Raw genomic sequence first — 23003 nt, 5'->3', positions numbered from 1 at the left:
GGGCACCGCCAGAGATAAGAAAAAGGGCCCCGCAGGGCCCTTTTTGCATGCCGACCGGGTCAACTCCAGATCAGCACGGCGCAAATCGTCGAAACGAACAGCGCCAACAACACCGGCAGCAGTAATGCCCGCACGAGTGACAGCACGTTCACCCGCGCAAACCCCGCCACCGCAATCAGTGACGACCACGCGATCAGCGTGCCGCCGCCCGTCCACACCGCGCCCATCTGGCCCACCGCCGCCAGCGTGGCCGGGTCCACGCCCACCACCGGACCCAGCGCGCCAGACAGCGTGCCGGTGAGCGGCAGGCCGGCGAAACCTGAGCCGTCGATGCCGGTGATCATGCCCACCAGCAGCACGCCAAAGGCCACCAGGAAGTGGTTCTCGGGGATCAGGTGCTGGCCGGCCGAGATGACTTCGAACAGCAGGCCGGGGGCTTGCGCCTGCGGCACGCCCAGGATCTGCGCGGCGGTTTCATTGGCGCCCACGAAGAAGAAGCCCGCAATCGGCAGCACCGACCCCATCGCCTTGAAAGCGAAGACGAAGCCGTCCGTGACGTGTTCGGGGCAGACGTCCAGCATCTTGCGCGGGCCTTCGGCGGCTAGCGTCACGAACATCATCACCACGAAGGCCACGCCGCCCACCAGCGCCGCCGCATCGCCGCCGCGCAAGGCGGGCAGCGACGGAAACATGCGGGGCAACACCATCACCGCAATCACCGCCAGGAACGCCAGCGGCGTCACCACCGCGAAGGTTTTCGACCAGCGCACACGGCGGCGCTCTTCGTCGCTGATGGCGGGGCCGGTAGGCAATGCCGGATCAGCGCCCATGGTGCCGCGCGCCAGCTCGGCCTTGTCAAAGGAACCCGATTGCTCGATGCGCGCCAGGCTGCCGTCTTGCGCGCGGGCCTGCCAGGCGTCCAGCAGCGCGGCGTTGGCGGGCACGATGTGCTTGCGGATCAGCAGGTAGGCCGTCACCAGCGCCACCGCGCCGGTGATCAGCGACAGCACCAGCGCGCGGTCGGCCACCACGGCCGCGCTGACCGCCGCGCCCGCCGCCTTGGCGCTGATGCTGGGCGCCACCCCGATCACATAGTCGGACGACAACGCCATGCCCTGGCCGGCAATGGCTATCGCCATGGCGCCGGCCAGCGGGGGCAGCCCGGCCGCGATGGCGGCGGGCAGCAAAATCGCGGACACCAGCGGCACGGCGGGCGTGGGCCAGAAGAACAGCGAAATCACATAGGTACAGAGCGCGATGATCACGAACGACGAGTGGCCGCCGCGCATTACCCGCCGGAACGGCTGCACCATGCGCACATCCGCCTGCAAGGTCTTCAAGGCGTTGAGCAGTGCGGTCATGAAGGTAATGACCAGGAAGATATTGAAAAGCTCTTTGGCGGCCACGAAGCTGGCCGAGAAGATGCCGATCAGCGCGCTGATCGGATTGCCGGTGATGGCAAACACCACCAGAAACGTGCCGATTACCGATGGCACAACCACGTTGGCCCGCAAAATCATCGTCAGGATGATGGCGGCCACGCTGATCAGATACATCCAGTGAGCAGCGTTGAGCACGACGTCCGCTTGCATGCGCGATTCCCCTTGTGACGTGGCTGTTAGGTCGCCACAATCGGTATACTATATTTCGTTGTAAGCCATACCAACCGAAATATGCAGCGCCTAGGGAAACCGATAATTCTGAAAAACCCATGAATAAGCGCCGAAAATCAAGGGATTACCCTAGGCTCTACGACGCATTCGGGTATCAGCCACTTAGGCCTATCTGACTATCGTATACAAAAAGGAACATAGCCCTAGATGCTATCCACCCTGACGTTCCCGGATGCCTGGCACTACGCCGCCATGGCGGTGGTGGTGTTCGGCGCCGCCGTGGCGCAAGGCGTGGGCGGCATCGGCTTTGCGATGTTTGCCGCGCCCGTGGCGGCGATGTTCTTTCCTCAGCTGGCGCCCGGCCCGCTGCTGACGCTTGGCGGCTTCATCTCGTTATTGACCGCGCTGCGCGAACGCGCCTTCATCGACTGGTCCGCCGTGTCCTATGCGCTGGCCGGCCGCGCGGTCGGCACGCTGATCGCCATCTACGCCATGGCGCGCTTCGCCCCGCAAACGCTGGGCGTGCTGTTCGCCTGCATGATCCTGGCCGCCGTGGGCTTAAGCGTGGCGGGCTTGCGCTTTACGGCCACGCCGGGCCGCGTGTCGGGCGCGGGAGTGGCCTCGGGCATCATGGGCACGATGACCTCTGTAGGCGCACCGCCCATCGCCATCGTGCTGCAACACACCGCGCCCCCGCAGCTGCGCGCCACCTTGGGTGTGGTGTTGTTCCTGGGGTCGATTTTCTCGCTGGCGATGCTGGCGCTGGCTGATCGCTATACGGGTTACCACGCGGGGCTGGCGCTGAGCCTTGCGCCCTTTCTGCTGGCGGGTTTTGCGGTCTCCAACCGGTTGCGCACCCTGTTGCCACCGCATGCCGTGCGCAGTGTTTTGCTCGCGGCTTGCGCGCTGGGCGCGATAGGCGTGTTGGCCAAGGCGTTCTGGGGTGCTTGATTTGCGTCGCTTCCGAACCTGCATTCGGCTACACCCGGTAATACAATGGAGAATGTATCCATTAATCCAACCATGCTCGCCATGACCACTTCGCCTGTCAGCACCCAAGCCGTAGAGACGCAGTCTTCCGCACCACTGAAGATCGGCGAGCAGCACCCGCAGTTGTTCGCCGTCATTCGCGACAAGCTGCGCGAACGCATTCTTAGCGGCGAATTCACCCCCGGTGACCGCCTGGTGGAAGGCCGCTTATCCGAAGAGATGGGCGTGTCGCGCATTCCCGTGCGCGAGGCGCTGCGCGCGCTGGCCGCCGAAGGGCTCGTCACCATCGAGCCGCGCCGCGGCGCATCGGTATCGGTGCTGTCCGACGCCATTGCCTACGACATGGTCGAAGTGCGCGCCACCCTGGAAGGCCTGAACGCGAAACTCGCGGCGCAGCGGCGCGACGCCAAAACCGTTGAACGCCTGCAAGCGTTCCTGCGCGAAGGCACGGAAGCCGCCCGCAGCGAACAGCTGGACAAGTTCCTGGCGCTGAATTCGCAGTTCCACGAAATGCTGGCCACGATTGGCGGCAACGTGGTGCTGACCGATCTGATGCGTTCGCTGCGTGACCGCACGGCGCTGCTGTTCGCCCCCAGCAACATGCATCGCGCCAAGGCGAACTGGGACGAGCACTCGCAGATTCTGAACGCCGTCATCGCCGGCAATGGCGACCTGGCCGCGCTGCTGGCCAGCCAGCATGTACACAACGCCGCCAAGGCGTATACCGACGCGCAGCAACACGGGTCGGCGGACTAAAAAAGGCGCAAAGAGAAGAGGGGGCCGCAAGGCCCCCGTCTTTTCATTTGGGTCGTTTCATTTGGGTCGTTTCATTTGCGTCTTTTCATTTGCGTCGTGTCATCTGGCGTCGTGTCATCTGGCGTCTTTTCATTTTCGTCTTGTCGTCGCGCGTCTAAGCGCGTCTAATCACGCCGCGTCGTTTCAAGTCGCCGCTTCGACCGGATCGGACGCCGCGCCCACCACTACGCCCTTGCCGTTCTGCACCACCCACGACACCTTCACGTCGCCGTTCACGAAGGTCTGACACGCCATGCGGTAGCCGGCCTCGAAGTCCTCGGGCCGCAAGTGCTTGCGCTCTTTGGGTTTGATGGCGTCGGTGTGTTCCAGCCCTTCTTCAATGCGGCACTTGCACGTGCCACACAGGCCGCCCCCGCATTTGAACGGGATGCCGCCTTTCTCTTTCAACGAGACGCGCAGCAGATTGCTGTTCTCGGGCGCCGTCGCGACTTTGCCGCCGTTCGAAATAAATGTGATCTGAACCATGATGCTCAATGCTCCGCGACAGCGGCGGCGGGCCGCAGCGTCAAGGTCGATTCCGTACTGCCAAAGCGCGTCAGATGCGCGAGCTCCTTGCGGGCCGCCTCCACCGACGAGAACTTCTCCAGAAACTTGGACGGCACGCGATTCACCACGTAAGGCGGCGTCTCTTCGGTGACGATCAGCCGGGTATCGCCATGCAGGCGCGCAATGCGAAAGACCGCCAGCGCGCGCCCGTAGAACACGTAGTCATAGGTCTCGATGATGTCCACCTCGTCGCCGACTTCGGTGCGGAACACGCCGGGCTTGGTCGTCAAAATCACGTATGCGGAATCCATGGCCGTCATGCCTCCACGTCCTGAAGCAATTCCACATCGCTGCTCAGCCACAACTGGCACGCCAGCCGATAGCCTTGATCGATACGATCACCCAGCTGCTTCTTTTCTTTCCAGTTCACCGGCGGCAGATGCTCCGCCCCCGCCAGCACGCGGCACGCGCACTTCGCGCACTTGCCCATGCCGCATTCGTAGCGCAGATGCGGATACGGAAACTGCTTGATGCCGGCCCGCACCACCAGATTGGTGTTGTCCTTCACCTCGTCGGTGTAGGTCTGGCCGCCTTTATGAAATACAACGGTAGGCATGAGTCTGTCGTCCAGGAACTGCGGGCCGGTTGCCCGGCATACACCGTGCAACCGGCGGGTATCGGCCAGCCAGGCAATCAGGCGGCCAGGCCCAGCTCGGGCAGCTTGATGTCGCTCTGCACGTAATCCGTGTAAAGCGCCGTGGTGTACAGCAGCCGCATCTGCGCGCCGATTTCGCAGATCTTCAGGCAGCGCTGCTGAAGCTCCACCGTATTGGCATGCTCCAGCACAATCTGATAGCCGCGTTCGCCGTGGATCTCGTCCGACACGATGTGCAGATCAAAGAACTCCACCTCTTCATCCGTGAAGCCGTACTTCTCGCGCAGCGTCGGCGTCTGCTTGCGGTAGATCGACGGCACCTGCGATTCCAGCCCCACCACCAAACCCGCCACCGCCACGATGGGGTCCTCGCGCATGGCCACGGCGTAACACCAGCTTTGCAGGGCGCGCGTAGTGGGCGACATGTTGTCCGGATTCGTCACCCGTTCGCGGGTGGTGCCGCAGGCTTCGGCAAAGCGGATCAACAGATCGGTATGGCGGTCGCCGCCGATTTCCTCTTCATACATATTGGCCAGCAGGAAGTCCTTGGCCTCGGTATAGGTGTCGGGCGTGCGGGCGTACAGATAGCCCAGGTAGTCCGCGAAGGGGCCGACGTAGTGATAGTGGTTTTCCGCCCAGCGCTGCAAATGCTCGCGGCTCAGCTTGCCTTCCGCCCAGGCAATGGAAAAGGGCGACGCATTCGCGCTCTTGCCCTTGATCGCGTTTTCCAACGCGGTGCGGAATTCATCTCGGTTCATCAGTTCTGCCATGACACGCTCCAGTCCAGTGGGAGAGATTCCAGGCTGGCTCAGCCCGGCCATGAAGAACATTGTATACCGTCTACCGTTTCAAACTGCTAGGGCAATCCCGAAGACGCACAAGCTAAACAGGGTCAGACCGTTGCATATCAATGACTTGCCGCGTAGCAGCCAGACGCGGGGCAGGGTTTACGAGCAGGGCCTCGCCGAGTACAATGAATACATTATCAATGCAATACGGAAATACCATGACTACCCGCCATCCTCTGGGAGACGCCCCGATCGGCCAGCAACTGTTGAGCCACTACGCCCGCCGCGACGCGGTGCGCCACGCAACCCCGTTGTTCCCTTCGTCCTGGGCCGAACTCTTCGCCCCGTTCCGCGCCGCCCGCCTGCAACCGCTGCGCGCAGCCGCCCCCGCAGTCCGTCGCAACGACGACGAACCGATCTGCCAAGCGTGATCAATCGGAATCAGCCGGGGCGAGCGCCCCGGCTACATCGCCCCGCCGCCTAACGGCGGGCGCGCAAGCTGGCCCGCATCCGGGCATTCAGCAATTCAGCCTTCTGCTGCCGCCGCTCTTTACCCAGCGTCAGCATCAACACCACCACAAACCCCACCGTGTAAGCCAGCACGTCCCACCAGTCGGGCACGCTGCCCAACACCACGCGCAACACCGGCTGCTCAAGCTGCCACCCGTACACGCGCGCCAGATACTGGCCAAACTCCACCGCATACCCCGTCAGCAACGCCGCCACCGCCAGCGTCATCACGCGCGCCCGGATAAAGGTGCGATACACCAGATACGCCCACCCCACGGCAATCACATCCCCCAAAAACCCACGCAAGAACGGATAGGGCGCGCCATACAGGGCAATCAGCGCCAGCAGCGCGGTCACGGCAAGCAGGGCGGCAAACGCGCGCCCATTGAACGTCAGGGTCATGGCAAACAGTGCATCCAAACAGAGTCCAGCCCGGCAAGCGCCGGGCCACCGCGCAGCGTACTAGAAATCAAGGGAAAACCCGACTCAAGCCCGCACCAAATGCGTCACCAAAAGTTATCCCACCTTATCCACCGCCTATCCACCCAAAATCCACCGCCTTACCCACACCCTTATCCACAGCCCCCACAAACAATCCCCCCAAAACGCGCAGCGAACACCCAGCGCAAGGCACCCTCATATGCAAAAAAAGGCCGCCCGCGCGGCCGACTTTGGCGTCCCCGCAAACTCTTCCCCACCCAGCAAGTCCTGCCCAAAAACGCCAAGCACACCCCCCGCCCCAGCGCCCGCAAAGTTTCCGACAACGCAGCCTGGGGCGTGGGGGGCAGGGGGTGCGCGGGGAGTCGATGCGCCCGAGGGAATCTGAAGGCAGTTGCCGCAGGCAACAACGAAGATGACAACGGGGGGGGCCGCCTAGGCAAGTCCGGAGCGAAGGCTCCGGACCGCAATCGTTGACCCGCGCACCCCCTGCCCCCCACGCCCCAGGCGGATCAAGAACCCAACCCGCGACCACAACAACAACCCCAACCCCCCACCCAAAACCGCAAACCAAGGCGTACCATACCCCTCACCCCGCCGTAAAAAATCCCCCCAAAAAAAGACAGACGAGCCAATGCTCCAACCCGTCTCCCCCTCCGCGGACCTTCCCGCCGCCCCCCCTGCCGCCCCGGCAGAACCCCTGACCGTCAGCACCCTCTCCCCCTTATCCTTCCCCGCCTTCCGCATCATCTGGATCGCCAACCTGTTCGCCAATCTAGGCACCTGGGCGCAATCCGTCGCCGCCGCCTGGATCATCACCACCGAACAGAGCAGCCCCCTGATGGTCGCCATGATCCAGGTCGCCGCCGCCTTCCCGCTGGTCGCGCTATCCATCCTGACCGGCGTGCTCGCCGACAACTACGACCGCCGCAAAGTCATGCTGACCGGCATGCTGCTGGAACTGTCCGGCGGCGTCTTCATCACCATCCTGGCGTTCGCCGGCCTCCTGCACCCCATCACCCTCATCGCCTCCGTCTTCTGCATCGCCATCGGCAGCGCCATCGTCACCCCCGCCTGGCAAGCCGCCGTTGGCGAACAGGTGCCGCGCGCCCACGTCGGCAGCGCCGTCCTGCTCAACAGCGTCAACTACAACGTTGCGCGCGCCGTCGGCCCCGCCATTGGCGGCCTGCTGCTGGGCGCCATGGGCGCCCCCTGGGTCTTCCTGCTGAACTGCTTCTGCTATGGCGGCCTGATCTGGGCCATCTGGCGATGGAAGCGAGACCTGCCTGAACGCCGCCTGCCGCCCGAAGGCCTGTTCGAAGGCGTCGTCGCCGCCCTGCGCTACACCCAGCACTCCACCGTCACGCGCGTCGTCATGCTGCGCTCATTCGCCTTCGGCCTGTCGGCCAGCGCCCTGTGGGCACTGCTGCCGCTGCTGGCGCACGACCAGGAAGACGGCAGCGCCTTGCTCTACGGCTACATGCTGGGCGCGCTTGGCCTGGGCGCCATCCTGGGCAGCGCCTTCGTGCGCCGCGTGCAGGCAGCATGGGGCTCGGGCGGACTTGTCACCGTCGCCGCCGGGCTGCTGGCCGTGTGCTTGCTGGCGCTGGGCCTGACCGGCAGCCTGTGGGTCGCCTTTCCCGCGCTGCTGGTGTCAGGCAGCTGCTGGATCGGCGTGCTGGCCACCTACAACACCACCGTCCAGATGCTCGTGCCCGACTGGGTCAAGGCCCGCGCGCTGGCGCTCTACCAGACCGCCATCTTCGGCGGCCTGGCCGCGGGCTCATTCATGTGGGGCCACTTCGCCGGCACCATGGGCGTATCCGGCGCGCTGGTCACCGCCGGCATCACGCTGGGCATTACCGTTGCCCTGCTGTACCGCTCCCGCCTGCCCGAACACGTCGACACCCAATCGCTCGCACGTGTCGACAGCACCGAACCGGCGCTGGCTGCCGCCGGCTTCAACACGCAACATGGCTCCGTGCTGGTCGCCGTGGAATACCTGATCGAACACGACAGACTGCCGGCGCTGCTCAGCGCCGCGCATCCGCTGCGATTACTGCGCCTGCGCAACGGCGCGCAGCAATGGCAGCTGTTCCGCGACCTGGAACGCGAGGGCGTCTGGCGCGAAGTCTTCCTCGTGGAAAGCTGGATGCAATACCTGCGCATGCTCGACCGCCTGACGCTGGCCGACAAGATGGTGCTGGATGAAGTCCGCGCGCTGCACAGCGGCGACAAACCGCCCGTGGTATCGCGCAATGTCAGTTATCTGGCCATGAACGAAGCGCAAGGCTTCTCACTGCGCCGAGACCCCGAATCCCTATGACCCGCGAGGCCCGTCGATGCTTACCTCTCTTTGGCGCACATGGCGGGCCGCGCGGCACGGCGGGCCTCAGCTGGATGTCATCCTGGCGAACGCCAACCCCGACGCCCCCTTAGCCGAACGCAACCTGTGGATGGTGGACCTGTGCCGCTGGCTCGACCGCCCGGGGCGGCCGGCACGCACACCCGCCACCGACGCCACCACCAGCGCCACCCCCGACGCCCCCATCCGCCACCCCCAGCACGCGCGCCTGCGCTACGTGCTGCAAGTGCTGGAAAACAATCCCGAGCGCGCCGCGCCCGTCGCCGCCACGCTGCGCTCGCTAGTGGCCGACAACGATCCCACCTCGTTGCTCTGCGACACCGGTGTGGCTTCACACCCTGGCTTCTGGGGCGAATTCTGGGAACGCGCGCAGGCGCGCCTGTTGCCGCCGCCGCCCAACCGCAGCGACATGTTCGGCCTGTTCTCGCTGATCTTCCGCCGCGCCGGCGACGCGCAATGGATCGAGACGCTGGACGACGACACACTCGCCCGCATGCGCGCACTGTTTCGCATCAGCGACGGCGTGGCGCGGCCCGACCCCATCGCGCCCGAACCGCCCACCCCGCGGCTCACGCAAGCACTAACCAGCAGCATCCAGGTGCTGGTCAGCCAGGTGCGCGCCACGGGTCTGAGCCAAGACATCCGCTCGCGCCTGCCCGGCCGCGTGCAAGACACGCCTTTCTTTGCGCTGGCCGCCGCCGCGGCTGAACTGTGCGACAGCACCGCCGACACTCCCCGCGAGGTTTTCGGCCGCCGCCTGAACATGTTCCGCGCCTTGCTTGATGGCTGCCGCGCCGCCTCGCAAGGCGTCTACGACGAGCTGGAAAAAAACGGCGTATCCGTCGAAGTCGTGTTCCAGATCGAACGCATGAAACTGCGTCTGGACCGCATCGAACTGCTGCTGAGCGTGTGGGTAGACCCCACGCAGCGCCACAAGTATGTGCACCTGACCGCCGAGCTGATCCGCTCAACCCAAGCGCGCAGCAGCATCCGCCATCTGGCCGCGTCCTCGTTTGCGCAGCTGGCGCGCCGCGTGATGGAGCGCACCGCCGAGACCGGCGAGCACTACATCGCGCGCGACGCCACCGAGTACCTGACGATGCTGAAAGCGTCGCTGGGCGGCGGCTTCATCATGGTGTTCACCGTCTACCTGAAGTTCTTCATCGTCTCGCTGCATCTGGACAAGTTCATCGAAGGGCTGCTTGCGTCGCTGAACTACGCGGGCGGCTTCCTGGTGATCCACTTCGCCCACTACACGCTGGCCACGAAGCAACCCGCCATGACCGGGCCGGCGCTGGCTCACCGGCTGGATGATGCCTACACGCCGGAAGGGCGCGACGCCTTTCTGGACGACACGCTCGCCATGATCCGGTCCAACGCGGCCGCCATCCTGGGCAACCTGGCCGTGGTGTTTCCGCTGGCGTGGGCCGTGCAATGGGTGGCCGTGAACGCGCTGGACCATCCCTTGATCAGCGCGGAGAAGGCGCAAGAAACGCTGGCCTCGTTTTCCATCTGGGGCGCCACCCCCATCTACGCCGCGGCCACCGGCGTGCTGCTATGGCTGTCCAGCCTGATCGCCGGATGGGCCGACAACTGGTTCGCGCTGCACCGCGTGCACGACGTGATGGCATACAACCGCCGCGTACGGCATCTGTTTGGCGAGCGCGGCGCCGTGCGCTGGGCGGGATTCTGGCAACGCAACGTGTCGGGCATCGCGGGCAATGTGTCGCTGGGGCTGATGCTGGGCCTGGGCCCCGCCATCGTGAGCTTCTTCGGCCCGCACGTCGAAGTGCGCCACGTGACGCTCAGCGCGGGGCAGATCGGCACCGCCATCGGCACCTTAGGCTGGGACGTCGTGCGTACGCAAACGTTCTGGATGGCCGTGGCAGGCACCGCCATGACGGGGCTGTTGAACGTGGGAGTAAGTTTCGCGCTGGCGTTCAACGTGGCGCTGCGCTCGCGCAACCTGCGCCGGGGCGATCGCGATTCGCTGTCGGCCGGTGTGCGCCAGCGCATCTGGCAGCGGCCCGCCACGCTGTTCTGGCCCGTCAAACCCCGGCCCGCGCCCGAGCAGTCTTGAACGTGGTGTGGCTTAGAACGTGATGGTGGCGGTGACGACGTCCTTGTAGTCCCCCGGCCGGGGCGTCGCTTGCGCCGGCACGCGGCCATACACCGTGTACGTTTGATTGGACCCCGTGCCGGTTCCCGCCCGCGGCGCGCCGCCGCTGGCGTTGCCCCAGATCGTGGCGTAAGCCGCGTCCTGGTAGAGCTGATAGCTGACCGTGTCCGCCTGCGTCGCGTGCTTCATCTTGCGCGCCAGCACGTTGTTGGCGACGGAGCCGCCATCCAACGCCACCGAGTACGCGTTGTTGTTGGTGCACTTCACGGTGATCTGGCTGGTGGCGGTGGTGGCAGAGCTCAGCACCCCCTTGGGCGGAAACGCCATGTTGGTGGCGTTGATCGTGCAGTTCTTCTGCACCAGCGCGGTCACGGTCAGGGGAATGGAGATGCGCGTGGGCGAGGTCAGCGGGCAATTCGTCAGGCCGCTCAACAGGCCGATCGACACATCCACTGTTGCGGTCGTCGAGTACGTTTCGGAATAGCGCGTGTCGGCATTGTTCACGGTCTTGACCAGCGGCTGGTTGCCCGGCACCTTGCCGTAGAACCTGAACGTGGTGGACGCCGTGCCGCCCAGCAACGGGCCGATCAGCGTCACCGACGTGGGTGCGGTCGTCAGCGCCGTGCCCCATACCTGGCTGGTCGCGGCATCCGTGTACAGGTTGTAGTTCATGCGGTTCACACCCGCGCCCAAGGTGCGGGGGTTGTTCGACGTGCTGGTGTTGCCCAGCCCCAGGTTGAAGCAGAGCCGCGCCGCCAACGACAGGGCGGTGAAGTCGCACGTCACAACGATTTGCCCGCCCGAGTTCACCGTATCCGCTGACAGCAACGGGTTGATCGTGCCGAAATCCATTGTGCCGGTGGTGCCCGCGCCCAATGCGCAGGAGCTTGCCTCTGCTGTTGCGGCCGAGCCCATGCACAGCGCCGCCAGCAGCCACGGCGCGTATCGGCCCCGCGCCGCCCTCATTGCCACCCCCAAGGCCGCCGTCATTGCCGCCCCCGCGCCAACGGTTCGCAGACAAACGGCCCCAAGGTAGGCAGCGGCCGTTTCGGATCATGTTCGTAGTCGAACTCCACGGTGCACGACACGCCCGCGCCTTTGACGCGCAAGTGGTTGCGCGCCACCAGGTCTTCAACGAACGTCAGGCCTTCGTATCCCAGCGCCGAACGCTTGCCGCTTTCCACGTGCGCCACTTCGGCGCCCACCGGCACGAACGCGCCGTCCGGCAATTTCAGAATGACCGAGGCCGCCGCGTATTTCTCGATCTGGAATTTCGCCAGCACGCCAGAGCCGCCTTGCGGCACGACGACGGTCTTGGTGGTGTCGAGCTTCACGTCCACCGGCAAGTCCTCGGGGTCGATGGCGATGCGGTTGGTCTGATAGGAATTCAAGTCGGGCACCAACAGGTAGCCGCTGCGGTTGGTTCTGCCCAGCTTGCGGTTTTCGTGCAGCACGGCAACATCCGGCTCGCCATCGGTCGACACCAGCGCAAAGCTGTCGTTGATGCGGCGCGTGGGCAGCACCGTTCCGTCCATCAACACCAATGAACCCGACGCCTGCAACGCGCCCTGCGTGCGGCCGCCGTAGTCCTGCACGATGCCGGCCACCTGGCCGTAGCGCCCCAGATACTGGGCCTGGCCCTGGTTGTAGCCCATGCCGCCCACGCGCCCGTTCTGCACGCCCCAGCCCCAGCCGCCCTCGTAAGCCACACTGCTTTGCGCCCCCACGCTGTAGGTCGAGTCGCCGCCTTGCCGGCCCACCGACGCGTTCAACTGGGAACGTTCGCCCAGCATCATCGTCAACCCCAAGTACACGCCACGCGTGTTGGACTGCGTGAAATCGTTATAGGCGCTCAGCGTCATGACGACACGGCTGTGCAGATTGACCATGTACGACGCCGAGCCCAGCTTGGCGGTGGGCAGTTGCGGCATGCGGTAGCCGATGTAGCTCACGGCCACGCTTTGCGAGGTGGTCAGCGGCAGCGACACCGTCACCCGCTCTGTTTGCGTCGGCACCGGCGCATCTTCGCGCGAGCCCAGGTCGCCGTAGTCGCCCACCACGCGCGTCACTTGGGAATCGATACTGAATTCCGGGCGGATGTACTGATACCCCAGGCTGATCTGGCCGCCGTCATACTGGCCCGCGCTGCCCGACAGCGAGCCGCTCAGCACGCCCGCCTGGCCCAGCTTGACCATGGCCCCCGCACCCACGTTGTACAGGCCCGCGCTGGCTTCGCCGTGCGCTTCCAGCGTCAGGTCATCGCTGTACCCATAGCGCCCGGACGCCGTCGCCACCGGCTGGTTGTCGTAATCGAACGAACGAATGCTGAACTGGCGCCGCACGAATCCGGCTTCAAGCGAATAGCTGGACAGGCCCCCGGCCAGCATGCGGGTATCGATATACAACGGCACCGACGTGCTGACCGTGCGGCCCAGCGCATCGCGCGTAATCAGCGTGGCCTGGCCCGCGCCCGTGATGCCGGGAATCTGGTTCACCACGAACGGCCCGGGCGGCACATTGCCCGAATACTGCTGCACGCCGTTGATGTAGAGCGCCACCGATGACGGCACCACCGACGAGGCGCTTAACGATGACACGGGGAAGGTAACCAAGTCGGGGCGCAGCGCAAAATTCCGGCCCCACTGCACGCCCGCCATGCGCACCGACCGCGACCAGTTCAACGACGAAGAAATCGTGTCGCCCAGCCGCAGCGTGCGCAGGGTTTCCTGATCAGATCGCGTCCAGTACGTGTCATAGCGCACATAGCGGTCGCCTCGATCCCCCTCGCCGCCGAAGTAGGCGGTGCCGGTGTTGCTGAACACACCATTGGAATCAAAGTAGCGCTGCTCGGTAAACAGCGACAGCTTGTACATGGCGTCCGTTTGCGTATACGCGTCGTAGTTCAGCACCAGCCCGCGGCCCGCGGTGGCAAGCGGCGTAGCCGCCAGGTTGCGCCCCACCTGATAAGGCGTGCGCAAGTTGTCGGGCAGCACGATGTCCACCGTCTGCGCCGCCGCGTTGTAGGAATAGCGCAAGCCCGCCACCCGGTCCAGCGCGACCTCACGCGTGTCGGGCAGGCCCAGCTTGGACACATCCACGCCCACCGAACGCAGCGCATCGCCGCTGGCGGACAAGCGGCCTTGCGCATCGCGAAAGCGCAGCAGTTGCGAAGTGTTGACCCCGTTGATGCTGACCTCCAGAAAGACATCCCGCTCGGCGATATTGCCGAACGACAATAGATCGGGCGATTCCGCCGCCAGGGCCGGCGCCCCCAGCAAACAGAGGGCAAGGCACCAGGCGCGTCGCCCGCGAACACGGGGAGCGCGTACTGCCATGTTGCTGCCTTCCTCGTTGGTGCCGGGCGTGCCGGCGCGCGATCAATCAACGCGAGGCGTTACGGTGACGACGTCACCGTTGATCAGGGCTTTGATCCGCACCGGTCCCGATGCGTTTTGTTTTGCGGGGATGCGCCATTCGCGTTCGCGCTGCGCCAAGGCGTATCCCACCAATCCTTCAATACCCGCCACCGGTTTGCCTGCGCTGTTGAGCACCTGCAACGCCGCCACCTGCGCGTATCGCGTGCCGGTGTTGGCCAGCCGCAGCACCCAGTCGCCGCCCGCGCGCGTGGCGTTCCAGGCCAGCTCGGGTTCGGGCGAGGGCGTAGCGCCCGCCACGAACACGGGCACGGAATACCGCAGGCGCAAAACCACGCCATTGATGCCGGGCGTGGCCGGGTCGGGGATTTCGTCGATAACCAGCCGGTAGCCGCGTTCCAGCGGCGCGAGTTCCTTGGATGCGCGCACCAGCCGCACCAATTGCTCGCCGCCGGGCGGCACCTGAATGATGGGGGGGCTTGCCTGAACTTCTTCGGTGGGCGTCAGAACATCGTCGCCATTGGCCTGCTCCCAGCGGTAGATCCGAACCTGTCCATAGACGGGTGTCGTGCCGGGATTGCGCAGCATGATGCCGCTTGCCGCCTGCTGCGGCGCGATATCCACCAGCACCGGCGATATCTGCAACGCCGCTGCGGACAGAAGCCCCGACCAGCCCGCCATGCACAACGCCAATACCGCCCGACACAGCCTCTGCATTGGCGCGCCCACTAGAAGTAGACCGTGGCGGTGACCGTGGACGAATAGTTGTCAGGGGCGGGCGTGGTCTGGGCCGGCACGATGCCATTGACCACCAGCGGCTGCGCCGTACCGTTGCCCACACCGCTGACGCGGTCGGCAACCTGGGCGTCGCCCCACACCACGGTCTGGCTGCCCGGCTTGTACAGCTGGTAGGAAACGGTGGCGGTGTTGGCGCCGGTGGCGCTCATGAAGCGCGTGGTCGCGGTGGACCCGGTGCCGGTGCCTGCGCTCAACCCCACCGCATAAGGCGTGGTGTTGCTGCACGTGACGTTCAGCGTGGTGGAGCCGGGAACGGCGGCATTCAAGACGCCGTGTGCGCCAAACGCCAGATCATTCGCGGCGATCGCGCAGTTGGCGTTGATGGTCAGTGTGACGTTGAAGGTGGCGGTGGCGGTGGTTTGCGCGGAAACCATACCGGGCGCGGCGCCAGCGCCGATTAAGGACAACGTTGCTGCATACCAGGACAAGCGTTTCATAAGGAAACCCTCCACCAAATAGTTGCACCATGCGACGTACGAAAAATAATCGTACGTCGAATAAATAAATCCGGCACGACTTCGTTTCAATTTACCCGCGCCATTATTACGTTTTCTAACTAAACCCACGCATGCCGGATTATCCAAAGCCGTCAGTTTATCTATGAAAACTCAAACAAGTTAGCCACATACATTTAGTTATATTTATGCACCGAAGCCCGTGTCCCACCGTGACAATATTCAAACAAACCCGTTCGGGCGGTGCAAATAACTGATTCAGTAAAGGCATTAAGCCATGTGACCATGCGGTCGCATTATTAATGCCTGACCGGCCAAACCAAACACCATTGGCGCCGCCACGCCCTTCGGCTGACGAAGCGTTGAATCGCGATGCGGCATTAGAATCAGTGCTCTTGATTCCGGACGCCCCGCCCGGAACCCTCGCTGTTACCTCCGCCCCATGCTCTCGTTCTCCCGCAACACCGTTTATCCGGCTGGCGCCGGCTTGCCTGCATCGGAACGCCTGGGCGCGCTGTTAGCCGTCATGCTGGCGGTTTGCATGGCCAGCCTGGACACGGCCATCGCCAACACCGCGCTGCCCACCATTGCGCGCGACCTGCAAGCCAGCGACGCGGGCTCCATCTGGGTCATCAGCGGCTATCAGCTGGCGATGGTGGCGGGGCTGCTGCCTGCGGCGGCGCTCGGTGAAATCCTGGGCCATCGGCGCGTTTACATCGTGGGGCTGGTGGTGTTCACGTTGTCGTCGCTGGCTTGCGGGCTGGCGCCGTCGCTGCCCACGCTGGTGGTGGCGCGCATCTTGCAGGGCTTGGGCGCAGCGGGCGTGATGAGCGTAAACGGCGCGCTGCTGCGCTTTATCTATCCGTCGCACATGCTGGGCCGCGGCCTGGGGCTGAACGCGATGGTGGTGGGCTTGTCGTTCGCCGCCGGCCCCACGGCCGCATCGGCCATTCTGCTGCTGGGGTCGTGGCACTGGCTGTTCCTGATCAATGTGCCGATCGGCATTCTGGCGGCGGTGCTGGGCCTGCGCGGCCTGCCTGAAACCGCCCGCGCGCCGCACGGGTTTGATGGCGTCGCCGCCTTGCTGTGCGCGCTGACGTTGGGTTTGTTCGTGCTGGGGTCCAACGAACTGGCGCATGCCGCGCCGTGGCCGCGCGTGGTGCTGGAGTGGGGCGGCGCCATCGCCAGCCTGTGGCTGCTGATGCGCCGGCAAGCAGGGCATCCCGCCCCGATCCTGGCCGTGGACCTGCTGCGCCGGCCCTTGTTCGCCTTGTCCGCCGCCACCGCCGTTTGCGCCTTCGCCGCGCAGGCGCTGGCGTTCGTCTCGCTGCCTTTTCTGTTCCAGACGGTGCTGGGCTACAGCCAGGTGCATACCGGCTTTCTGATTACCCCGTGGCCGGTCGTTGTGGCCATCATGGCGCCGATTGCGGGGCGCCTGTCCGACAAGTATCCCGCCGGCATCTTGGGCGGCGTCGGCCTTGCGCTGTTGGCGCTGGGCATGGTGCTGCTGGCATTGATGCCCGCCACGCCGTCGGTGTGGGACATCTCATGGCGCATGGCGATTTGCGGCGCGGGCTTTGGTTTTTTCCAGTCGCCCAATCTGCGCGCCATCATGACCTCTGCCCCGGCATCGCGGGCCGGTGGCGCAAGCGGCATGATCGGCACCGTGCGCCTGTTGGGCCAGGCCACCGGCGCGGCGCTGGTGGCCGCCTGCTTCCATGTGTCCACCACGCACGGCGCGATTGCCGCCTTGTGGCTGGGCGGATTGTGTGCGGCGCTGGCCTGCATCGCCAGCTTTTCCCGCTTGCGGTTTGACGCGTCGGAACCGACGCAAGCGTCCGCGACGAGGTAGGGCGGCCGGGCCGTCCACAGGGGCGATCCAGCGTGGGCTTGGACCGGGGCAACTAAGCCGCCGACTATGCCGCCGACTATGCCGCCGACTAAGCCACCGACTATGCCACCGACTATGCCACCGACTATGCCACCGACTATGCCATCAACTATGCCGCCAACCCAGCCGGCAACGCATCGCTCAGATGGCACCAAAACGCAACAATGTTGCGCTATCTTTCAATATATTCAAGCAACACGCCGACATATTCGTAAGTTGTGAAACAGCCGCTAAATATCCCAGCGGCGAGGTCGTAATTGTCGTTGCAGCACTCGCTGTATCTGGGAACGACACGCATGACACAGTTTTTGAAAGACATCACGATCCGCCGCATGATTCTGTGCACTTTGCTCATGATCAGCGCCCTGATTACCGGCCTGTCGGCCATCAGCGTCAACGGATTGCACAGCGCCGGCGAGGCGCTTGCCGACAGCAACGAACTCCTGCACGAAGTCTCCGCCCTGTCCCGGGTCAATGATCAGATCATGCGGGCGCGGCTGCGCCTGTCGCGCCAGCTGGAATACGCCAGCGATGGCCAGGCGGCCCAAGCCGCCGAAGAAGGGCGCAGCATCGACGCCGCACTGAACGAAGCCCGCAAGCAGCAAGCGGTCTTTATCGAACTGGCCAAAAAGGACGCGCCCGCCGCCATCCTGGAGCCCATGCAAGCGGGCTTTGACGCGCTGGTCAACGGCGGCATCGCCGTGCAGCGTCAGCATCTGGACGCGGGCGACATCCCGCGCGCCCGTGCGCACGCGGCAAGCGCCGTCGTCGCCTCCAGCCGCGCCTTCGGCAAGAGCATCGAAAACTACGAGGCCTACGCCAAGGAACGCGAAACCCAGTTGTGGGCCGATGCGGCCAACAAGCGCCAGCAGGCTTACATCGGCATGGGCGTTGTGCTGGGCATCTGCCTGTTGTTGCTGGTGCTGGGCGACCGCTATGTGGTGGTGTTCGTGCGGCAGCCGCTGGAATCCATCAAAGCCCATTTCCGGCGCATCGCCAGCGGCGACCTGACCGCGCCCATTCCGCACTATGGCGCCAACTGCGTGGGCCAGATGATTCCGTATCTGCAAGAGATGCAGGCGAGCCTGGTGCGCACGGTGCACGCGGTGCGCGAAGGCGTCATCGAGATCAACACGGGGTCCAGCGAGATCGCGGCCGGCAACCAGGACTTGTCCAGCCGCACCGAGCAGCAGGCGGCCTCGCTTGAGGAAACCGCCGCCAGCATGGAGCAGCTGCTGTCCACCGTCACCAGCAACGCCGAAAATGCCCGCCAGGCCAACCAGATGGCGGCCACCGCCAGCGAAGTGGTTCAGCGCGGCGGCCAGGCGGTCAAGCAAGCCGTCAGCACCATGCGCGAAATTGCGCAGGACTCTGGCCGCATCGAAGACATTGTCAGCGTGATCGACGGCATCGCTTTCCAGACCAACATCCTGGCCTTGAACGCAGCGGTGGAAGCGGCGCGTGCGGGCGAGGAGGGCAAGGGCTTTGCCGTGGTGGCGGCTGAAGTGCGGTCGCTGGCGCAGCGCAGCGCGGGCGCCGCCAAAGAAATCAAGCAGCTGCTCAACACGTCCGGCGCCACGGTGCAGGCGGGCTCAGTGCAGGTGGAAGCTGCGGGGCGCACGATGGAAGAGATTCTGTCGACCATCGAACGCCTGACCCTGCTGGTCAACGACATCGCATCCGCATCGCACGAACAGGTGACGGGTATCGACCAAGTGAACACCGCGGTGAACCAGATGGATCAGGTCACGCAGCAAAACGCGGCGCTGGTCGAAGAAGCGGCGGCCGCCGCGTCTTCGCTTGAAACGCAGGCGCAGCGTTTGCAGAGCGCAGTCAGCGCGTTCCGTTTGCCGCCGCTGATCCAGGACCAGCGCGCCATCGCCATCGCGGCCTGAGGGCGGCGGCCGGCTAGGTGCGGCCGGCTAGGTGCGGCCGGCTAGGTGCGGCCGGCCAGGTGCGGCCGGCCAGGCGCACCCAGCTCGGCGCCCCCAGCTCGGCGCTCCCAGCTCGGCGCCCCCCACCTATTCCTTCACGTAGCAGGGGTATTGCGACTGCTGCGCGCGTGAACGCGCCGGGTCCACGTCGACCACCACGATGGATTCCGTGTCGGTGGATTGCGCCAGCGGCTCGCCGTTGGGCTGGAAGGCGAACGCGCGGCCACCGAATACCTGGCCGTCGGCGGTGCGCCCAGCGCGGTTGGAACTGACCACGTAGCAACCGGACGTGATGGCCGCCATCGCGCCCGCGGTCAGCCAGCGCCCGATGGATGCGCCGCTTGCGCGCGGCACCACGATCAGCTCTGCCCCGTCGCGTCCGTAACGACGCGACCGTTCGTTGAACATCAGCTCGGTGCACAGCTGCACGCCCAGACGAATGCCGCCCACGTCGACGACTTCAAACCCCTCCATCGCCGGACGAAACCAGGTGGCTTCAAAGAACCCCGGCTCTTCCGGAAAGTACTGCTTGTGATGCAGGCGCGTGTAGCGCCCGCCCTGCAAGGCGAAGGCTTCGTTTGCCAACCGGTCGCCTGCGGGTATGGGGCGCGACGAGACAATAGCTGGCACCGGCAGCGCCGCCAGCGCGGTCAGGCCCGCTTCGTGCATGCGCACGGATTCGGCCGCACGCGCCGGATCGTAGACGGGCGAGCCCGCGAGCCACTCGCCAAAAGGCATCTCGTTCGTGACGAGCAGGTCGGGTTCCAATTCGGCAATGCGCTCGGCAATGCCTGCCCACGTGGGGCTATCGGGGGCCAGATCCACCGGCCCTTCCATCATGCAGATCCGCATACGTTCTCCTGGATGCGCGGTGCGCCCGGCATCGGACGCGGTCAGGCCACATCGTAGAACGCCGCGCGTGGCGATAGTGCGGTAGCGGCGCACGTGGTCCGTATCTGTCGCGTCGTGGTCCGTATCCGACGCGTCGTGGTCCGTATCCGACGCGTCGTGGTCCGTATCCGGCGCGTCGTGGTCCGTTTTCCGCCGCAGCCGTGTGGCCGCGCACGGCATCCCCTTCGACCGCAAAGCCGTGCGCGTTCCGCGCGGTTCAGGCCAGCGCCGCCATGTCCAGCAACGCGCCGTGGCGAACCACGCGCTTGGGCAGGTCGCCGCCAATCCAGTACGCCAACTCCGACGGATGCGCGATGTCCCACGCCACAAAGTCCGCCACCTTGCCAGCCTCAAGCGCCCCATGCGTGGCCTGCAAGCCCAACGCGCGTGCCGCGTGTACGGTGGCGCCCGCCAGCGCCTCTTCCGGCGTCATCTTGAACAAGGTACATGCCATGCTCAGCATCAGCCGCAACGACAACACGGGCGACGTACCCGGGTTCAGGTCAGTGGAAATCGCAATCGGCACACCATGGCGGCGCAGCAGCTCCAGCGGTGGCAGCTGCGTTTCACGCAAGGCGTAGAACGCGCCGGGCAACAACACCGCCACCGTGCCAGCCTGGGCCATGGCCAGCACATCGCTTTCGGTCAGGTATTCAAGATGGTCCGCCGACAAGGCGCCATAACGCGCCGCCAAACTTGCGCCATGCAGCGACGACAACTGCTCGGCATGCAGCTTCACGGGCAAATCCAGATGCCTCGCGGCCTGGAACACGCGTTCGACCTGTTCAGGCGAAAACGCCAGATGCTCACAGAACGCATCCACCGCATCCACCAGCCCTTCGGCGGCCAGCACCGGCAACATGCGGCGCGCCACTTCGTCGATGTAATCGTCGGGCCGCCCGCGGAATTCGGGCGGCAGCGCGTGCGCGGCAAGGCAGGTCGCCTGCACCGTCAGCGGCAGCGTCTGGCCCAGCCGGCGCGCCACACGCAGCATCTTGCGCTCGTTAGGCAAATCCAGCCCGTAGCCCGACTTGACTTCAAGCGTGGTGACGCCGTCGCGCAGCAGATGCAGCGCACGCTTGCGCGCGCTGACATAGAGTTCGTCTTCCGAGGCTTCGCGGGTGGCGCGCACGGTGCTGGCAATGCCGCCGCCTTGCGCGGCGATCGTTGCATAGTCCACGCCTTGCAGGCGTTGTTCGAACTCGGTGCTGCGGTTGCCGCCAAACACCAGATGGGTATGACAGTCGATCAGGCCGGGCGTAACCCACGCCCCGCCCAGATCATGGACATGCGCCGCATCCACGCCTGGCAACTCGGCCTCTGGCCCGATCCATTCGATGCGATCGGCGCGCGTCAAAATGGCCGCGCGCTCAATCACCGCATAGCCACCACCCGCCATCGTGGCGGCGTGGCAGTGTCGCCAGACCTGTCTCATGCACATCTCCTGAAAGCAGCTACATCAGTCCGAACCTTGCGCCAACGGCACGGAAATGCCGCCGTCACCCGGACGATTGGGATAGACCCAGAAACGGTACGCCACGCAAAGCAGCGCAATCCACACCACGCCCACGGCCAGCGCGGCCTGCGTGCGCGGGAAGTAACCCAGCACGGCAATCACGAACACCATGAACGCAATGGCCAGCAACGGACCCACCGGCCAGAACGGCACCGGGAATTTCAATTCCGCGACCTCTTCCGCGCTCATCTTGCGCCGCATCGCCACTTGCGACAACAGGATCATCAGCCAGACCCACACCGTGGCAAAGGTAGCGATGGAAGCGATCAGCATGAACACGCCCTCGGGAATCAGGTAGTTCAGCAGCACGCCCAGCAGCAGCGCAATCGACATCACCACCACAGTCATCCACGGCACGCCGTTCTGGGAGACGGCCGCGAACCCGCGCGGCGCCTGGCCTTGCTGCGCCATGCCATACAGCATGCGGCCCGCGCCGAAGATGTCGCTGTTGATAGCCGACACCGCCGCCGAGATCACCACGATATTGAGAATGGTGGCCGCCGAGCCAATGCCCAGGCTATCGAAGATCTGCACGAAAGGGCTGCCCTTGCTGCCGATCTGAGTCCAGGGGAAGATCGACATCAGCACGAACAGCGTCAGCACATAGAACAGCAGAATGCGCATCGGCACTGCGTTGATGGCGCGCGGAATGGTGCGGCCCGGGTCTTTGGCTTCGCCCGCCGTGATGCCGATGATTTCAATGCCGCCAAACGCAAACACCACCACCGCCAGCGACGCAATCAGCCCGCCCACGCCATTGGGCATGAAGCCGCCGTGCTCCCACAGGTTATGCACACCGGTTGCCGCGGTATCCGCGCTCAGGCCGAAACCAAACAGCATGATGCCCAGGCCGCCCGCGATCATCGCAATGATGGCGCCCACCTTCAGCAGCGACAGCCAGAATTCCAGTTCGCCAAACACCTTCACCGACAGCAGGTTGATGGCGCCAATGAAGAACACGATCGACAGCACCCAGATCCAGCGCGGCACGTCGGGGTACCAGAAACCCATGTAAAGCCCGAACGCCGTGATGTCGGCCAGGCACACGATGATCATCTCAAACGCATAGGTCCAGCCCGTGAGAAAGCCCGCAATCGGGCCGAGATAGCTGGTGGCGTAATGCCCGAACGAACCCGACACCGGGTTGCGCACCGCCATTTCCCCTAACGCGCGCATCACCATGTACACGGCGGCGCCCGCCACGATGTAGGCCAGCAGCACCGACGGGCCAGCCTCTTGAATGGCCTTGGCTGATCCGTAGAACAGCCCCGTGCCAATGGCCGAACCCAACGCCATGAACCGGATATGTCTGGCGTTGAGTCCCCGTTTGAGATCCTGCGGTTGTGCTTGCATGTCTGTCTCCG

Annotated in this window: 20 protein-coding genes; 7 read left to right on the top strand and 13 right to left on the bottom strand. The window is 64.9% G+C overall.

Annotated elements, in window-relative coordinates; all coding sequences use genetic code 11:
* Positions 1–59: 59 nt before the first annotated feature.
* Positions 60–1592: a hypothetical protein gene (locus tag AC1DSJ_RS10255; RefSeq protein WP_441371384.1), complete on the bottom strand. Its 1533-nt coding sequence runs from the start codon at positions 1590–1592 to the stop codon at positions 60–62.
* 228 nt (positions 1593–1820) lie between these two features.
* Here AC1DSJ_RS10255 and AC1DSJ_RS10250 point away from each other — a divergent pair, with 228 nt between their 5' ends.
* Positions 1821–2564, top strand: coding sequence for a sulfite exporter TauE/SafE family protein (locus AC1DSJ_RS10250; RefSeq protein ID WP_054421156.1), 744 nt, complete (start codon positions 1821–1823; stop codon positions 2562–2564).
* A gap of 81 nt (positions 2565–2645) precedes the next feature.
* Positions 2646–3359 carry a GntR family transcriptional regulator gene (locus AC1DSJ_RS10245; protein WP_175170602.1) on the top strand — a complete coding sequence of 238 codons (714 nt, stop codon included), beginning with the start codon at positions 2646–2648 and terminating at the stop codon, positions 3357–3359.
* A 183-nt stretch (positions 3360–3542) separates the two neighbouring features.
* On the opposite strand, the gene AC1DSJ_RS10240 is transcribed toward AC1DSJ_RS10245, so the two are convergent.
* The 4 genes from AC1DSJ_RS10240 to AC1DSJ_RS10225 all read right to left on the bottom strand — a co-directional run bounded on the left by AC1DSJ_RS10240 (position 3543) and on the right by AC1DSJ_RS10225 (position 5330).
* A complete protein-coding gene (locus tag AC1DSJ_RS10240; RefSeq protein WP_346552417.1) occupies positions 3543–3893 on the bottom strand; it encodes a 2Fe-2S iron-sulfur cluster-binding protein in 351 nt (116 codons plus the stop codon).
* Entirely contained in the window at positions 3890–4216 is a 327-nt protein-coding gene (locus tag AC1DSJ_RS10235) for a ferredoxin (RefSeq protein ID WP_441371383.1), read from the bottom strand. Before AC1DSJ_RS10235 ends, AC1DSJ_RS10240 begins: the two co-directional genes overlap by 4 nt.
* Positions 4217–4221: 5 nt before the next feature.
* Positions 4222–4521 (bottom strand): 2Fe-2S iron-sulfur cluster-binding protein, encoded by a 300-nt coding sequence (locus tag AC1DSJ_RS10230; RefSeq protein WP_054421154.1) that lies wholly within the window; start codon positions 4519–4521, stop codon positions 4222–4224.
* 77 nt (positions 4522–4598) lie between these two features.
* A complete protein-coding gene (locus AC1DSJ_RS10225) occupies positions 4599–5330 on the bottom strand; it encodes an iron-containing redox enzyme family protein (RefSeq protein WP_054421153.1) in 732 nt (243 codons plus the stop codon).
* Positions 5331–5566: 236 nt separating this feature from the next.
* Here AC1DSJ_RS10225 and AC1DSJ_RS10220 point away from each other — a divergent pair, with 236 nt between their 5' ends.
* Positions 5567–5779, top strand: coding sequence for a hypothetical protein (locus AC1DSJ_RS10220; protein WP_175170606.1), 213 nt, complete (start codon positions 5567–5569; stop codon positions 5777–5779).
* Positions 5780–5828: 49 nt separating this feature from the next.
* Here AC1DSJ_RS10220 and AC1DSJ_RS10215 read toward each other — a convergent pair whose 3' ends face one another.
* Entirely contained in the window at positions 5829–6260 is a 432-nt protein-coding gene (locus AC1DSJ_RS10215; protein WP_054421397.1) for a ribosomal maturation YjgA family protein, read from the bottom strand.
* A gap of 670 nt (positions 6261–6930) precedes the next feature.
* On the opposite strand from AC1DSJ_RS10215, the gene AC1DSJ_RS10210 reads away from it, so the two are divergent.
* Positions 6931–8622 (top strand): MFS transporter, encoded by a 1692-nt coding sequence (locus AC1DSJ_RS10210; protein WP_441371382.1) that lies wholly within the window; start codon positions 6931–6933, stop codon positions 8620–8622.
* Between the two features lie 16 nt (positions 8623–8638).
* The gene (locus tag AC1DSJ_RS10205) at positions 8639–10741 is read left to right on the top strand and encodes a site-specific recombinase (RefSeq protein ID WP_441371381.1); all 2103 of its coding nucleotides are present in this window, start codon (positions 8639–8641) and stop codon (positions 10739–10741) included.
* Positions 10742–10753: 12 nt separating this feature from the next.
* Here the strand turns inward: AC1DSJ_RS10205 and AC1DSJ_RS10200 are convergent, their stop codons facing one another.
* Genes AC1DSJ_RS10200 through AC1DSJ_RS10185 form a run of 4 tightly spaced genes read right to left on the bottom strand, consistent with a single transcriptional unit; the run spans position 10754 to position 15389 of the window.
* Positions 10754–11770, bottom strand: a complete 1017-nt coding sequence (locus tag AC1DSJ_RS10200; protein ID WP_441371380.1) for a Csu type fimbrial protein — start codon at positions 11768–11770, stop codon at positions 10754–10756.
* Positions 11767–14115: a fimbria/pilus outer membrane usher protein gene (locus AC1DSJ_RS10195; RefSeq protein WP_427948512.1), complete on the bottom strand. Its 2349-nt coding sequence runs from the start codon at positions 14113–14115 to the stop codon at positions 11767–11769. Before AC1DSJ_RS10195 ends, AC1DSJ_RS10200 begins: the two co-directional genes overlap by 4 nt.
* A 42-nt stretch (positions 14116–14157) precedes the next feature.
* Positions 14158–14835, bottom strand: a complete 678-nt coding sequence (locus AC1DSJ_RS10190; RefSeq protein WP_156336335.1) for a fimbrial biogenesis chaperone — start codon at positions 14833–14835, stop codon at positions 14158–14160.
* A gap of 47 nt (positions 14836–14882) precedes the next feature.
* Complete coding sequence (locus AC1DSJ_RS10185; protein ID WP_427948514.1) at positions 14883–15389, bottom strand: Csu type fimbrial protein; 507 nt, start codon at positions 15387–15389, stop codon at positions 14883–14885.
* Positions 15390–15849: 460 nt separating this feature from the next.
* On the opposite strand from AC1DSJ_RS10185, the gene AC1DSJ_RS10180 reads away from it, so the two are divergent.
* Both AC1DSJ_RS10180 and AC1DSJ_RS10175 read left to right on the top strand, forming a co-directional pair.
* Entirely contained in the window at positions 15850–17259 is a 1410-nt protein-coding gene (locus AC1DSJ_RS10180) for an MFS transporter (protein WP_054421147.1), read from the top strand.
* A 335-nt stretch (positions 17260–17594) separates the two neighbouring features.
* Positions 17595–19193 (top strand): methyl-accepting chemotaxis protein, encoded by a 1599-nt coding sequence (locus AC1DSJ_RS10175; protein ID WP_346552513.1) that lies wholly within the window; start codon positions 17595–17597, stop codon positions 19191–19193.
* A gap of 126 nt (positions 19194–19319) precedes the next feature.
* On the opposite strand, the gene AC1DSJ_RS10170 is transcribed toward AC1DSJ_RS10175, so the two are convergent.
* The 3 genes from AC1DSJ_RS10170 to AC1DSJ_RS10160 form a co-directional block, all read right to left on the bottom strand.
* Positions 19320–20084: a carbon-nitrogen hydrolase family protein gene (locus AC1DSJ_RS10170; protein WP_054421393.1), complete on the bottom strand. Its 765-nt coding sequence runs from the start codon at positions 20082–20084 to the stop codon at positions 19320–19322.
* A gap of 256 nt (positions 20085–20340) precedes the next feature.
* Positions 20341–21558, bottom strand: coding sequence for an imidazolonepropionase (hutI, locus tag AC1DSJ_RS10165; protein ID WP_441371379.1), 1218 nt, complete (start codon positions 21556–21558; stop codon positions 20341–20343).
* Between the two features lie 24 nt (positions 21559–21582).
* A complete protein-coding gene (locus AC1DSJ_RS10160) occupies positions 21583–22992 on the bottom strand; it encodes an amino acid permease (RefSeq protein WP_346552511.1) in 1410 nt (469 codons plus the stop codon).
* Positions 22993–23003 lie beyond the last annotated feature (11 nt).

This window comes from Achromobacter sp. 01N37, assembly GCF_056399725.1.
The sequence above is the reverse complement of the archived record's forward strand: the minus strand, read 5'-3'. Positions and strand labels throughout refer to the sequence as shown.

Bases quoted from the DNA above. Each gene is read 5' to 3' on its own strand.
- AC1DSJ_RS10185 (WP_427948514.1), bottom strand. From the start codon at position 15,389: ATGAAACGCTTGTCCTGGTATGCAGCAACGTTGTCCTTAATCGGCGCT.
- AC1DSJ_RS10160 (WP_346552511.1), bottom strand. From the start codon at position 22,992: ATGCAAGCACAACCGCAGGATCTCAAACGGGGACTCAACGCCAGACAT.
- AC1DSJ_RS10190 (WP_156336335.1), bottom strand. From the start codon at position 14,835: ATGGCGGGCTGGTCGGGGCTTCTGTCCGCAGCGGCGTTGCAGATATCG.
- AC1DSJ_RS10230 (WP_054421154.1), bottom strand. From the start codon at position 4,521: ATGCCTACCGTTGTATTTCATAAAGGCGGCCAGACCTACACCGACGAG.
- AC1DSJ_RS10175 (WP_346552513.1), top strand. From the start codon at position 17,595: ATGACACAGTTTTTGAAAGACATCACGATCCGCCGCATGATTCTGTGC.
- AC1DSJ_RS10255 (WP_441371384.1), bottom strand. From the start codon at position 1,592: ATGCAAGCGGACGTCGTGCTCAACGCTGCTCACTGGATGTATCTGATC.
- AC1DSJ_RS10195 (WP_427948512.1), bottom strand. From the start codon at position 14,115: ATGGCAGTACGCGCTCCCCGTGTTCGCGGGCGACGCGCCTGGTGCCTT.
- AC1DSJ_RS10170 (WP_054421393.1), bottom strand. From the start codon at position 20,084: ATGCGGATCTGCATGATGGAAGGGCCGGTGGATCTGGCCCCCGATAGC.
- AC1DSJ_RS10250 (WP_054421156.1), top strand. From the start codon at position 1,821: ATGCTATCCACCCTGACGTTCCCGGATGCCTGGCACTACGCCGCCATG.
- AC1DSJ_RS10215 (WP_054421397.1), bottom strand. From the start codon at position 6,260: ATGACCCTGACGTTCAATGGGCGCGCGTTTGCCGCCCTGCTTGCCGTG.
- AC1DSJ_RS10235 (WP_441371383.1), bottom strand. From the start codon at position 4,216: ATGGATTCCGCATACGTGATTTTGACGACCAAGCCCGGCGTGTTCCGC.
- AC1DSJ_RS10200 (WP_441371380.1), bottom strand. From the start codon at position 11,770: ATGACGGCGGCCTTGGGGGTGGCAATGAGGGCGGCGCGGGGCCGATAC.
- AC1DSJ_RS10225 (WP_054421153.1), bottom strand. From the start codon at position 5,330: ATGGCAGAACTGATGAACCGAGATGAATTCCGCACCGCGTTGGAAAAC.
- AC1DSJ_RS10205 (WP_441371381.1), top strand. From the start codon at position 8,639: ATGCTTACCTCTCTTTGGCGCACATGGCGGGCCGCGCGGCACGGCGGG.
- hutI (WP_441371379.1), bottom strand. From the start codon at position 21,558: ATGAGACAGGTCTGGCGACACTGCCACGCCGCCACGATGGCGGGTGGT.
- AC1DSJ_RS10180 (WP_054421147.1), top strand. From the start codon at position 15,850: ATGCTCTCGTTCTCCCGCAACACCGTTTATCCGGCTGGCGCCGGCTTG.
- AC1DSJ_RS10220 (WP_175170606.1), top strand. From the start codon at position 5,567: ATGACTACCCGCCATCCTCTGGGAGACGCCCCGATCGGCCAGCAACTG.
- AC1DSJ_RS10245 (WP_175170602.1), top strand. From the start codon at position 2,646: ATGACCACTTCGCCTGTCAGCACCCAAGCCGTAGAGACGCAGTCTTCC.
- AC1DSJ_RS10210 (WP_441371382.1), top strand. From the start codon at position 6,931: ATGCTCCAACCCGTCTCCCCCTCCGCGGACCTTCCCGCCGCCCCCCCT.